The sequence below is a fragment of the Microbacterium pratiae genome (assembly GCF_047302165.1).
In the GTDB taxonomy this organism is placed as follows: domain Bacteria; phylum Actinomycetota; class Actinomycetes; order Actinomycetales; family Microbacteriaceae; genus Microbacterium.
Genome location: NZ_CP154843.1, coordinates 2,770,562 through 2,780,650, shown reverse-complemented (window position 1 = coordinate 2,780,650; position 10,089 = coordinate 2,770,562). Strand labels below are relative to the sequence as shown.

At 68.7% G+C, this 10,089-nt stretch carries 18 protein-coding genes; 12 read left to right on the top strand and 6 right to left on the bottom strand.

What is annotated here, in order from left to right; genetic code table 11:
* The first annotated feature begins 61 nt into the window (after positions 1 to 61).
* Positions 62 to 922 carry a relaxase domain-containing protein gene (locus tag AA0Y20_RS13215; protein WP_412935127.1) on the top strand — a complete coding sequence of 287 codons (861 nt, stop codon included), beginning with the start codon at positions 62 to 64 and terminating at the stop codon, positions 920 to 922.
* A gap of 13 nt (positions 923 to 935) precedes the next feature.
* Complete coding sequence (locus AA0Y20_RS13210; protein WP_412935125.1) at positions 936 to 1,253, top strand: hypothetical protein; 318 nt, start codon at positions 936 to 938, stop codon at positions 1,251 to 1,253.
* On the opposite strand, the gene AA0Y20_RS13205 is transcribed toward AA0Y20_RS13210, so the two are convergent.
* Entirely contained in the window at positions 1,239 to 1,499 is a 261-nt protein-coding gene (locus AA0Y20_RS13205) for a histidine kinase (RefSeq protein ID WP_412935123.1), read from the bottom strand. The genes AA0Y20_RS13210 and AA0Y20_RS13205 overlap by 15 nt on opposite strands.
* Positions 1,489 to 1,977: a hypothetical protein gene (locus AA0Y20_RS13200; RefSeq protein WP_412935121.1), complete on the bottom strand. Its 489-nt coding sequence runs from the start codon at positions 1,975 to 1,977 to the stop codon at positions 1,489 to 1,491. Before AA0Y20_RS13200 ends, AA0Y20_RS13205 begins: the two co-directional genes overlap by 11 nt.
* A 139-nt stretch (positions 1,978 to 2,116) precedes the next feature.
* Here AA0Y20_RS13200 and AA0Y20_RS13195 point away from each other — a divergent pair, with 139 nt between their 5' ends.
* Genes AA0Y20_RS13195 through AA0Y20_RS13185 form a run of 3 tightly spaced genes read left to right on the top strand, consistent with a single transcriptional unit; the run spans position 2,117 to position 2,915 of the window.
* On the top strand, positions 2,117 to 2,308 hold the full coding sequence (locus tag AA0Y20_RS13195; protein ID WP_412935119.1) for a hypothetical protein: 192 nt from the start codon (positions 2,117 to 2,119) through the stop codon (positions 2,306 to 2,308).
* Entirely contained in the window at positions 2,302 to 2,667 is a 366-nt protein-coding gene (locus AA0Y20_RS13190; RefSeq protein WP_412935116.1) for a LysM peptidoglycan-binding domain-containing protein, read from the top strand. The genes AA0Y20_RS13195 and AA0Y20_RS13190 overlap by 7 nt, the downstream gene beginning before the upstream one ends.
* Positions 2,668 to 2,687: 20 nt before the next feature.
* Positions 2,688 to 2,915, top strand: a complete 228-nt coding sequence (locus AA0Y20_RS13185; RefSeq protein WP_412935113.1) for an RNA-binding S4 domain-containing protein — start codon at positions 2,688 to 2,690, stop codon at positions 2,913 to 2,915.
* A 58-nt stretch (positions 2,916 to 2,973) separates the two neighbouring features.
* Here AA0Y20_RS13185 and AA0Y20_RS13180 read toward each other — a convergent pair whose 3' ends face one another.
* Positions 2,974 to 3,177, bottom strand: coding sequence for a hypothetical protein (locus AA0Y20_RS13180; RefSeq protein ID WP_412935111.1), 204 nt, complete (start codon positions 3,175 to 3,177; stop codon positions 2,974 to 2,976).
* A 111-nt stretch (positions 3,178 to 3,288) separates the two neighbouring features.
* Here AA0Y20_RS13180 and AA0Y20_RS13175 point away from each other — a divergent pair, with 111 nt between their 5' ends.
* Genes AA0Y20_RS13175 through AA0Y20_RS13160 form a run of 4 tightly spaced genes read left to right on the top strand, consistent with a single transcriptional unit; the run spans position 3,289 to position 6,313 of the window.
* Positions 3,289 to 4,023 (top strand): hypothetical protein, encoded by a 735-nt coding sequence (locus AA0Y20_RS13175; RefSeq protein WP_412935109.1) that lies wholly within the window; start codon positions 3,289 to 3,291, stop codon positions 4,021 to 4,023.
* Complete coding sequence (locus AA0Y20_RS13170) at positions 3,998 to 4,198, top strand: hypothetical protein (RefSeq protein ID WP_412935107.1); 201 nt, start codon at positions 3,998 to 4,000, stop codon at positions 4,196 to 4,198. The genes AA0Y20_RS13175 and AA0Y20_RS13170 overlap by 26 nt, the downstream gene beginning before the upstream one ends.
* 32 nt (positions 4,199 to 4,230) lie before the next feature.
* Complete coding sequence (gene abc-f / locus AA0Y20_RS13165; RefSeq protein ID WP_412935105.1) at positions 4,231 to 5,874, top strand: ribosomal protection-like ABC-F family protein; 1,644 nt, start codon at positions 4,231 to 4,233, stop codon at positions 5,872 to 5,874.
* A gap of 31 nt (positions 5,875 to 5,905) precedes the next feature.
* Positions 5,906 to 6,313: a hypothetical protein gene (locus AA0Y20_RS13160; protein WP_412935103.1), complete on the top strand. Its 408-nt coding sequence runs from the start codon at positions 5,906 to 5,908 to the stop codon at positions 6,311 to 6,313.
* 13 nt (positions 6,314 to 6,326) lie between these two features.
* On the opposite strand, the gene AA0Y20_RS13155 is transcribed toward AA0Y20_RS13160, so the two are convergent.
* A complete protein-coding gene (locus AA0Y20_RS13155; protein ID WP_412935100.1) occupies positions 6,327 to 6,713 on the bottom strand; it encodes a GntR family transcriptional regulator in 387 nt (128 codons plus the stop codon).
* Positions 6,710 to 7,774 carry a hypothetical protein gene (locus tag AA0Y20_RS13150; RefSeq protein WP_412935097.1) on the bottom strand — a complete coding sequence of 355 codons (1,065 nt, stop codon included), beginning with the start codon at positions 7,772 to 7,774 and terminating at the stop codon, positions 6,710 to 6,712. Before AA0Y20_RS13150 ends, AA0Y20_RS13155 begins: the two co-directional genes overlap by 4 nt.
* Positions 7,775 to 7,900: 126 nt before the next feature.
* Between AA0Y20_RS13150 and AA0Y20_RS13145 the strand changes: the two genes are divergently transcribed.
* The 3 genes from AA0Y20_RS13145 to AA0Y20_RS13135 are packed head-to-tail and all read left to right on the top strand — an operon-like array spanning position 7,901 to position 9,637.
* Positions 7,901 to 8,146, top strand: coding sequence for a helix-turn-helix domain-containing protein (locus AA0Y20_RS13145; RefSeq protein WP_412935095.1), 246 nt, complete (start codon positions 7,901 to 7,903; stop codon positions 8,144 to 8,146).
* Positions 8,143 to 9,135 (top strand): SRPBCC family protein, encoded by a 993-nt coding sequence (locus AA0Y20_RS13140; RefSeq protein ID WP_412935093.1) that lies wholly within the window; start codon positions 8,143 to 8,145, stop codon positions 9,133 to 9,135. The genes AA0Y20_RS13145 and AA0Y20_RS13140 overlap by 4 nt, the downstream gene beginning before the upstream one ends.
* Before the next feature lie 34 nt (positions 9,136 to 9,169).
* Positions 9,170 to 9,637 carry a DUF805 domain-containing protein gene (locus AA0Y20_RS13135; protein WP_412935091.1) on the top strand — a complete coding sequence of 156 codons (468 nt, stop codon included), beginning with the start codon at positions 9,170 to 9,172 and terminating at the stop codon, positions 9,635 to 9,637.
* On the opposite strand, the gene AA0Y20_RS13130 is transcribed toward AA0Y20_RS13135, so the two are convergent.
* Positions 9,618 to 10,007, bottom strand: coding sequence for a hypothetical protein (locus tag AA0Y20_RS13130; protein ID WP_412935089.1), 390 nt, complete (start codon positions 10,005 to 10,007; stop codon positions 9,618 to 9,620). The genes AA0Y20_RS13135 and AA0Y20_RS13130 overlap by 20 nt on opposite strands.
* Positions 10,008 to 10,089 lie beyond the last annotated feature (82 nt).

Below are 10,089 nucleotides of genomic sequence, written 5' to 3'. Positions count from 1 at the left end.
CTTGATTGCATCCGAGAAAAATACCTGGATAAGTGGCAGATCGCGAGTCTACTCTGGCGTCATGCGAGGCGGACTTGAACGGTGGAAGCGTGGCGTCGAGTCCCGCGGCGTCCGACAGGCGATCGCCTACGCACTCGAGGGAACCTGCGACGCGCACCGCCCGGACACCAAAGGTGCCGCAGCCCTCGAGGCGCATGCTGAGGCGTCCGACGCCACCGTCACCAGGTTCATCGTCGCGAGCGGCCGGATCGGGAGCGATCAACTCACCGCCGCTGGCCTACGTATCTGGATCACCGGGCACGACCCGATCACGGGGGAGGAGCGCGGTCATCAGCGGCTGAGCCCCGACGCCGATCTGCTTCTCGACGGGACGATCAACCACCCCAAGACGTACAGCATCGCCGCGCTCCTGCATCCCGAAGTTGCTACCGAGTTCGAAGCGCTGCAGGACCGCCTTCGCGACCGCATCCTGCTCACTTGGCAGTCTGAGCTCAATGCGCGTCGTGAGCACAACGGGCTCATCCGTGAAGACATCGCCCGCATCGAGGTCATCGAGCTGCAGCACCGTCGATCGCGCGCACTCGATCCGCACATCCGCCGGCACCTCTGGCTGAAAATCAAGGTGCTCGGTGTCGGCGGCAAGTGGTCCAACCTCGACTCTCGCGTCGCGATGAAGCTGCACACCGTCATCAACGCGGATGGCGAGCTCGCCGCCAGCACCGACCCGGCGTGGATCGGAGCGCTCGCGCGCCACGGGTACACACTCGACGACGCGGGAGAGAGCGCCCAACTCGCAGGCGCGGTGCGGCCTCTCTCGGCGATCAGCGCAGATAGAGGCGAACCGTACGCGGCTGATCGCGGAGTGGTCGGCGGCGTACGGCGGTTCGGCACCGATCATCGACACTCTGAACCAGATCGATAGACGCGCCTGGGCGGTGGCGCGTCCGAACAAGCCGACCGATCTCGACGAGACCTTGTGGGGGACGACGGTCCGCGACGAGATCGCAACGATCCATCCGCGCCTGGTCCTCCCGGGCACGGCCGTCCCCGTCGAGGCTGGAGATCTGCAGGCCGTCGACCTCGAGCTGCTCGCGGCGCAAGCGGTCCTCGACGCGGATGAGCGGTCCACTTCGACCGGCGGACGCTTCAGCGTGGTCGACCTCTGCGCTGGCGCGAGCCGCGCCATTTCTCGCACCGGGCTCGTCGCCGAGCGCACCATCGGCTGCGGCACCGCGGCTCTACTGCGAGCCTAGGCCACACTCGGATACCGGGCATCCGAGTGTGAGCGCCCGCGCTGCGGCCGGATCAGCGACGCGGCTCGCGTAGTCCAGCGAGAGCCCGACTGCGGTGAAGCGATGGCCGAGGTCGTCGTGCAGTTCGCGGGCCGTGCGCTCACGCTCCTGCGCGAGGACCAGATCGCGATCGGCGGCGTACCGTCGCTGCAACTCGGCATGCGCCGCGTCGAGCCGCGCGAGGGCATCCTGCAGATCATCGTTCACACGCACGCAGTCTGTCTCGCGGCACGACCGCGACCGCCGCCGCAATTCCCGCCAGCGCTGCCGTGCCGATGGCCTCCGCGAGCATGAACTCCGCCGGGCTACCACTGGCGAGATGCAAGGCCAGCACGATGAGTACGAGCGCGGTCGCATAACCCCACAGCACCCTCGTCGCGGAGAACGTGACGCCGAGCATCAGCAGGGCCGCCCAGATGATGCCGTAGTAGAGGGCGCCTTTGCCGAACGAAATCACGACGACGGCGATGACGGCGAACAGGGCGGCCGCAACCCGCGAACGCTGGCCCGATCTACGCCACAGCACCCAGAGAGCAATGGCGATAGCCGTCAGAACCGTGACCGTTGCCGTGAGCCAGAGCGGGCGGATGTCGTAGGAGTAGAGCACCATCAGAATCGGACCAGCCAGGCCCAGGCTCACGGCGATGTCGAGCAGACCGGTACGGAGAGTCGGAATGCGCGCCATTGTTTCAGCGTAGGCAGGCGACGCGGATCATGGTGGTGACCCGAGTCACGTCTTTCACCCGGCGAGCAGTGACCGCCGGAGTGAGCGGGACTGACCCGAGGACGATGCTCTGCCAAGGGCCGGCTTCTAGCTTTGCGACATGACCTCCTCACCGGCATCCAGCGCCGCACCTTCGGGCGACCTCGTTCATTCACCGGGCCAGCTCCGACGCGGTGTTGGCCCGGTCGGCATCATCGTGAGACTAGTCGTCGCGGTCGCGATCCTGATGGCGGCGAATCTCGTGGCGGAGGTGATTCCCGCCGTTGTGGTTCTGATTCCGGGGGCGTGGTGATCTCCGCCACGGCGTCCGACGGTGGGCTCACGGACGGCGACGCTGTCGACCCGACGTTCGCGTCAGAGTCCGCGGTCAACGAATCGGCGAGTCCTGAAACGGCCGGCAACGACGCGTGGAATCCCGCGGCTCGGCTGGGCGGCACGATCACCGACCTCGGCCCGGCTCCCTACGCATCTGGCGAGGTCGGGCTGAACAATGAGGGCGAGATCTCGACCTACACGGTGGCGTCCGGCGACACGGCGTGGGGCATCAGTGATCGCCTGTGCATCGACTACGTCACTGTGATGTCGTACAACGGCAAGTCCATGCCCCCGGTGGAGATCCAGCCCGGTGACATCCTGATCCTCCGCCCGTAGCGCTCGGCTAGCATTTCGGCATGGCTGAATCTCCCCGGATCATCGACGTCTCGATCGGGAGCGACGGCATCCGCCTCGGGCAGTTCATGAAGTTCGCGGGCCTGCTCGACTCGGGCGGTGATGTGAAGGAAGCCATCATCGACGGCTTCGTCACGGTCAATGGCGAGATCGACCGCCGCCGCGGACGCCAGCTGCAGCACGACGACGTCGTCGTCTTCGACGGACGCGGGGCTCGGGTCCGGCCGTAGCGCCGAGATTCCCTGGTTCCCACGACGAAGCCGGGGCTCGTGAGCTGACGGGGCGCAGTCATTCGTCGCTGCGACCGCTCTTCTCGCGCGTCCGGCTCCGCTTCTGATGCAGCCAGTACAGCCCGCCGCTCGAGATGATGATGGTCGCGAAGGTGACGAAAGTCGTGACGGGTGAGTTGGGAGGGAGCACGTTGCCCAGAACCACGATCAGGGTCAGGAGAGCCAGGACGGATGCCGACCATATGGTCCAGTGCTTCCTCATGCGCCCTCCCGAGGATTGACCTCGATGCTATCGACTCGTGGTCATCGTTCGAATGGCGCACTTGAGCCTCACCTCGCCAGCCCCCGCCCTGAGCTGCGCCAAACTGGCCGCATGGAACAGTTCCTCGACGCTGACGTTCCCGCGGGACGCGAGGCGGTCGCCGACATCCCGCTCCCGCCGTTCGCGACGGCCGCCGACCACCGGCGGTACCTCGACATGCTGCAGCTGTATCTCGCGATGCTCGATCCCGGAGCACCCGCGACGAATACGGTCGTCCTCAACGAAGCTCTCGCCGCCGAGCGCAGGAGTGCGGATGCCGGACCTCTCAGCCCGCTCGCACTGATCGCGAGCCTCTCGTCGTTCTTCCCCGCGCCCTGGACCCCCGACGCCCTCGCCGCAGCCCTCGCAGGTCGCATCGGCGCACCGGTGCGCCACCGTGATGCGTGGCGGTGGATGGGTGACCCCGACTTCTCCGCGGTTCCGCGCGAAGGCGGCGGCTGGGAAATCGTCCGACACGAGCGCGGATCGTTCTCGAACGGGGTCCTCGCCCACGACGGCGACCTCGTGCTGCTGTGGATGGACCACTTCCGGTCGCGGTTCCCCCTGCCTTTCGGTCACTCATACGAGCGCCGCGACGCCGCTCTGCTCGCCCCCGCAGTCCGCGCCGCTCGCCGCGCCCACGACGTCAACACCGCCTACCCGTACCTGGTCACCTGGCGCGCCGCGCGCGACGCCGCGCTCGGCGAGAGCTTGACGCCCACCCGTTGCGAAGCGACACAGGGTGCTCGACAGATCCTCACCGGCCTGGAATGGTGTCCGGATGAGAAGCACGGAGAGCAGACGTAAGTGGGCGTGGGTCGGACTCTGGTTCGGTGTCATCTACGGCGTGATCGTTGCGCTTCTGCTCATCGCGGGTGTCCTGGCGCCCGGGTTGTGGTTCACCGTTTTGGCGATGGGTCTCCTGGCCGTCTCACAGGCCCTCGTGCTCAGGTCGATCAGTCGGGAGGAGCGGCGACGCTGAGCTGATCGCTCACCAGATGGAAGAATCATCCGGTGACCGCAACTCTCGTCGCTCAGGGCCTCGCCGGCGGATACGGCCACCGCACACTCTTCGACGGCGTCGATCTCACCGTCAGTCCGGGTGACGTCGTCGGGGTCGTCGGGGCCAACGGCGCCGGCAAGTCGACGCTCCTCCGTATCCTTGCCGGGCGCGACGCACCTCAGGCGGGAACCGTCAGCCTCGCGCCCGCCGACGCGTTCGTCGGCTGGCTGCCGCAGGAGCACGAGCGCGTCGAGGGCGAGACCGTCGCCGCGTACATCGCCCGTCGCACCGGATGCGCGGAGGCGACGGCAGAAATGGATGCCGCGGCATCCGACCTCGGCGATCCCTCGATCCCCGGCGCCGATGACCGGTACGCCACGGCCCTGGAGCGCTGGCTCGCGAGCGGCGCGGCCGACCTCGATGAACGCCTGCCGATCGTGCTCGCCGACCTCGGGCTCGAGCTCGACGCCGACGGCATCCACATGACATCTCTCTCGGGCGGTCAGGCGGCGCGCGTCGGACTCGCCGCGCTGCTGCTGTCGCGCTTCGACATCGTGCTGCTCGACGAGCCCACGAACGACCTCGACCTCGACGGGCTCGAGCGCCTCGAAGCGTTCGTGCGCGGCCTGCGCGGGGGAGTCGTGCTGGTCAGCCACGACCGTGAGTTCCTCGCGCGCAGCGTCACGCGCGTGCTCGAGCTCGACCTCGCGCAGAACTCCCACCGCATCTACGGCGGCGGCTACGACGCCTACCTCGAAGAGCGGGCGACCGTGCGCCGCCACGCCCGCGAGAAGTACGACGAGTTCGCGGGCAAGAAAGCCGACCTCGTCGCGCGGGCCCGCGTACAACGCGAGTGGTCGAGCCAGGGCGTGCGCAACGCGATGAAGAAGAGCCCCGACAACGACAAGATCCGGCGCAAGGCGGCGACGGAGTCGAGCGAGAAGCAGGCGCAGAAGGTGCGTCAGATGGAGAGCCGCATCGCTCGGCTCGAAGAGGTCGACGAGCCTCGCAAGGAGTGGCAGCTCGAGTTCACGATCGGCTCCGCGCCACGGTCGAGCTCCGTCGTCTCGACGCTCAACGGTGCCGTCGTCCGGCAGGGCTCGTTCACACTCGGACCGGTCTCGTTGCAGGTCAACGCCGGTGACCGCATCGGCATCACCGGGCCGAACGGTGCCGGTAAGTCGACGCTGCTGCGCACGATCCTCGGTCGGCAGACTCCCGACGAGGGATCAGCGGGACTCGGGTCGAGCGTCAGCATCGGCGAGATCGACCAGGCGCGCTCGCTGCTCGTGGGCTCACGCCCGCTGGCCGACGCGTTCGAAGGGCTTGTGCCCGAGATGGCATCCGGCGAGGTCCGGACGCTGCTCGCGAAGTTCGGTCTCAAGGCCGATCACGTGCTGCGCCCGGTCGACGAGCTGTCGCCGGGGGAGCGCACGCGTGCCGGCCTCGCGCTGCTGCAGGCGCGCGGCGTGAACGTCCTGGTGCTCGACGAGCCGACGAACCATCTCGACCTGCCCGCGATCGAGCAGCTCGAACAGGCGATCGAGTCGTACGACGGAACGCTGCTGCTCGTCACCCACGACCGGCGGATGCTGGATGCCGTGAGCACGAACCGTCGCTGGCACGTCGAGGGCGGCCGCGTCACCGAGGCCTGAGTCTCGACAGCCATCCCGATAGGGTGCAGGCATGCGATCGCCGATGAAAGCACTGCTCCTGGCCGCACCGATCCTGTTGCTGGCCGGCTGCTCGGCAAGCGATCTGCCCGAGTTCGCGACCGAGCAGACCGAGCGCGACGTCGTTGCCGACGCGCGGGCAGCCGATGGCATCGCGTCCGAGACGACGCGCTTCGTCGGCGAGGTGGACGGGGTCGAGCTGTTCCTCGCGAAGAGCCAGGACGACGAGATCTGCCTCATTCAGCTCCGCGACGGCGGCTTCGAGAGCACCGCGTGCTCGTCCGGCGGCGGGCTCGGAACGACCGTTGCGGGAGGGCCAGCCATCGAGGTGGGCGATTTCCGGTACCTGCCGGATGCCGAGAACCGCCCGGGCCGTGAACAGATCAGTGACAGCGTCGTTGTCATCCGGAGTGGGCTGTAGCCCGCCCCCTGCCTCAATCGGTCGGCGGCTGCTCCGTCTGAGCGTTCCACTGCGCCCGCAGCACGCTCACGACATCGTCGAGCCCCGCGCCGGTGCGCAGCGCCTCGTCGGTCAGCTCGCGGATCCGCTTGAGCACGGCATGGGGGAGCACCGCCGCCGATTCCGCGACGCGGGTTCCCGCGGCGGTGCGGGTGACCACGAGCCCCTCCTGCTCGAGCAGCTTGTAGGCCTTCGCGACGGTGCCGGGCGCGACGCCGAGGTCGGCGGCGGTCTGGCGGACGGTGGGAAGGCGTTCGTTGGTCGCGAGCATGCCCGACACGATGAGTCCGCGCAGCTGGAGGTAGATCTCGCGCGACGGGGTGCTCTCGTCAGCCGCGGAGAGCGGTCGGGTGACCGTCATCGGGCGTACCCGACATCCGTCGCCGAGGGCCCCGTCCCCGGGGATGCCGGGGCAGCGGCCGAGGCCTGGTCGGCGCGCGGCACGAGCGATCCTCCGACGACGAGAAGCAGGCAGAGCGCGACGATCTCGACGATCGGTGCGGTTGCGCCGGCGATCGAAGCGAGCTCGGCGTAGCGCCACGCGACGTCGTACGAGCTCGATGTGCCCGGACCGTCGATCACGAGCGTCGTCGTCGAACCCGCGTTGCCGATGAGGCGCCACCCGCCCGCGAGGGCGAGCAGGCACGCGCCCGTCGTGAGCCACACGACCCCGCCGGCGGTGCGGCGGCGGGCTGCGCGTTCGATCGCGACGGTCTCGGGCCGGAGGAACGAGCGTGCCGCATTGCGGTCGAGGGCACGCCAGGCGGCGATCACCAGCAGCACCAGCCCGACGAGGGCGGGCACGCCGTAGACCCAGCCGTAAAAGACGACGCGCAGCGGGTCGACATCCGCGGCGTTCGGGATCGGGATGACGAGCCAGAGCCAGTCGCCGGCATCGTCGGGCGACGACGCGAGTCCGGCCGCCACGGTGGTCCCCGCGAGCGCGAGGGCTGCGACCGTCACGGCGGAGAGGGCCACCGGTGAGGTGAACGACACCCACGACCTGCGCACCGGTGGCGACACGGGCCGCTCGGACGCGCCCGATCCGCGCGTGCGGACCAGGACGAGCGCGGTGACGACGCCCATCAGTGCGACGACGAGTGGTGCCGCGACGCGCCACCACGACGCTCCGGAGCCGTCCCAGAGGTAGCCGCGGAACAGGAACTCGAGAACGAAGCCGAGGGCGATGGCGACCCCCGCGACGGCGAGGGCGATGTGCTCTCCGGCATAGCGACGCCGAAGCGCTGACCGGCGCGCACCGATGAGTCCGGCGCCGCGCTCGTCACCGCCGCTCGTGTTGGCCCGGATCGCGACGACGGTCGCGGCGGCCACGAGTCCGAGGACGAACGACATCGGGGGCCACGTCGCGATGGCCCCGGTGAGATCCAGGGGCCCGAAGCTCGCGAGAGAAGGGATGAGCATGCGTGATGCCTTTCGCTTGTACCTCGATGATGACACGAAATGTATCAGGAGCGTGACACAAAACGAGCGCGGCCCGATGAGCAACCAAGGTTGACAAGCTCGTTCCGAGCAACCTATGTTGCTTACATGGAATCCACCCAGATCGCCGGCGTCGCCGCAGACACGCGTGATCCCCGTGCGGGTCTGCGCGCCATCGCCTCGCTGCGCTCTCTCACCGAACGCCTCGAGCTGGCTCAGGTCGAGGCGGGCTTGCGTGCCGGCATGAGCTGGCAGGAGATCGCCGATGCGCTCGGTGTCTCGCGCCAAGCCGTGCACAAGAAGTACGCCAAACGGATCGACCCGAGCATCGACGTCCCGAGGAGAACCCGATGAGCAAGCTGACGGTCGCGACCGCGACGATGTACGACCTGTCTCTCGCCGGCGCCGAAGAGGCATCCCGCTTCGGCGCGCACAGCGGTGACATCGACCATCTCCTGCTGGCCCTGACGATCAACGAGCAGGTCGCCGGCCAGGTCCTGCGTGCGCTCGGAGTGGATCTCGAACGCACGCGGACGGCGGTGGAGCAGCAGCACGCTGACCAGCTCGCCTCGCTCGGAGTGCAGGCCGAGGCGCCCGTTCCCGGCCGCATCACGTATCACGAGCGTGGGGAGTTCGCGTGGAACGACCGCGCCCTCGATGTTCTGCGACGTGCGGGGCAGGGCGGCAACCGCGGAGACGCCGCCGCGGTGCTGCGCGAGCTGGTCGACGAGGGGAGCGGGCTGATCGAAGCGATTCTCCATCGCCTCGACGCGAGTCCTCAGCAGGTACGCGAGCTTCTCGACCAGGCGGAGCGCTACCCCGCGCTGCCGACTCGCGCCGCCGATAACGGTCGGTCGATCTCGGGCACCGGTGCAGCGCACGTCACCGCTCCCGTCGCGGAGGTGTGGGCGCTGCTCAGCGACCCCGCGCGGATGCCGGAATGGGATCTCGGTTTCGGCCGGGTCGACGACCTGCCCGCCACAGCCACGCCGGGCACCGCCTGGTCCGCGTACGCGCTCGAGACGGCACCGAACGGAAAGCCGCAGCGGATGCACCCCGAGCGTCGATGGGCTCGTGTCGAACTCGTCGAGAGCGAGCCCGCGACGGCGATCGAGTGGGTCACGACCTGGCCCGACTCGCCGACGTCGAACAGACGCCGGATGCGGATCGAACTCGAACCCGCTGCCGGCGGCACTCGCCTGCTGGTGCGTCAAGCGTGGGAGCGCACCGCCTCGCGGCGAGGCTTCCCGCCGCTGCGGTGGGTCATGCGACCCCTGTACAGCTTCGCGATCTGGCTGCAGATCTCGCAGATCGGTGCATCGATCGGTCGCGTGTTCCGGTAGACGCGCATGTGAGGGCGCCCCATAGGCTCGGGGAATGACGAGTGAAGTGACACCCCGACCGAACCGTCTCGCCGAGCCCCCGCTGACTCGGCCCTACGTCGGCGCGCCGCCGCTCGCGGCACTGCGGCGGTGGATGCAGAACTACGCGACCTTTCGCGGTCGCGCGAGTCGGTCGGAATTCTGGTGGCCGATGCTCGTCATCGTGCTGTTCCCGATTGTTGTCCAGGTGCTCAACGGGCTCGCGACGGGCGACTGGCGGCCGATCGACACGCGCGTCGTGCAGGACCTCCCCGATGTCATCGTGCTCGTCTTCTCGCTGGCCACACTGCTGCCGATGCTGGCCGTCACCTGGCGCCGCCTGCACGACACCAACCGCAGCGGCATCTGGTTCTTCCTGATCCTCTTGCCGCTGATCGGCTGGATCGCCCTCGTGATCATGCTCTCGATCCGGGGCGAGCGCGGGGGAGCGCGCTTCGATCCCGTTACGATCGACGCGCGATGAGCACGGCGATGACGGCGACCACCCCGATGACCGCGGCGATCCGTGCGGCTTTGCCGGTGCGCCGAGTGAGGCTGAGCGCCCCGTCGGCGATCTTGACGTTCTGATCTATCCGGGCGGTGGCGAAGCCGGCGGCGGCGTCGACGATCTTGTCAGCGACGTCGGGGACGGCGTCGGGAAGCGCGTCCTTCGCGGCATCCTGTGCCTTGTGGATGGCGCCCTTGCCGGCATCGGCGACACCGTGCACGACCCGCGACGCGGCGCGGGTGACGCCCGATGCGTTCTCGGATGCCTCCGGGACGGGCGTCTGCGCGTCGGCATCGTCGACGGGGGCGTCGTCGCCCGTGGCAGGTGAGGTGTTGGCGTCCGTCATGACGGCTCCGTTCGTCGGTGCGAGAGGTCCGAACGAAACTCTCGCATCGACATCGAGTCGACGGGAGGCACTAGCCGAAGCA

Excerpts from the sequence above, each read along its gene's own strand:
- AA0Y20_RS13215 (WP_412935127.1), top strand. The coding sequence starts at position 62 with ATGCGAGGCGGACTTGAACGGTGGAAGCGTGGCGTCGAGTCCCGCGGC.
- AA0Y20_RS13200 (WP_412935121.1), bottom strand. The coding sequence starts at position 1,977 with ATGGCGCGCATTCCGACTCTCCGTACCGGTCTGCTCGACATCGCCGTG.
- AA0Y20_RS13195 (WP_412935119.1), top strand. The coding sequence starts at position 2,117 with ATGACCTCCTCACCGGCATCCAGCGCCGCACCTTCGGGCGACCTCGTT.
- AA0Y20_RS13185 (WP_412935113.1), top strand. The coding sequence starts at position 2,688 with ATGGCTGAATCTCCCCGGATCATCGACGTCTCGATCGGGAGCGACGGC.
- AA0Y20_RS13180 (WP_412935111.1), bottom strand. The coding sequence starts at position 3,177 with ATGAGGAAGCACTGGACCATATGGTCGGCATCCGTCCTGGCTCTCCTG.
- AA0Y20_RS13175 (WP_412935109.1), top strand. The coding sequence starts at position 3,289 with ATGGAACAGTTCCTCGACGCTGACGTTCCCGCGGGACGCGAGGCGGTC.
- AA0Y20_RS13170 (WP_412935107.1), top strand. The coding sequence starts at position 3,998 with ATGAGAAGCACGGAGAGCAGACGTAAGTGGGCGTGGGTCGGACTCTGG.
- AA0Y20_RS13160 (WP_412935103.1), top strand. The coding sequence starts at position 5,906 with ATGCGATCGCCGATGAAAGCACTGCTCCTGGCCGCACCGATCCTGTTG.
- AA0Y20_RS13155 (WP_412935100.1), bottom strand. The coding sequence starts at position 6,713 with ATGACGGTCACCCGACCGCTCTCCGCGGCTGACGAGAGCACCCCGTCG.
- AA0Y20_RS13150 (WP_412935097.1), bottom strand. The coding sequence starts at position 7,774 with ATGCTCATCCCTTCTCTCGCGAGCTTCGGGCCCCTGGATCTCACCGGG.
- AA0Y20_RS13145 (WP_412935095.1), top strand. The coding sequence starts at position 7,901 with ATGGAATCCACCCAGATCGCCGGCGTCGCCGCAGACACGCGTGATCCC.
- AA0Y20_RS13140 (WP_412935093.1), top strand. The coding sequence starts at position 8,143 with ATGAGCAAGCTGACGGTCGCGACCGCGACGATGTACGACCTGTCTCTC.
- AA0Y20_RS13135 (WP_412935091.1), top strand. The coding sequence starts at position 9,170 with ATGACGAGTGAAGTGACACCCCGACCGAACCGTCTCGCCGAGCCCCCG.
- AA0Y20_RS13130 (WP_412935089.1), bottom strand. The coding sequence starts at position 10,007 with ATGACGGACGCCAACACCTCACCTGCCACGGGCGACGACGCCCCCGTC.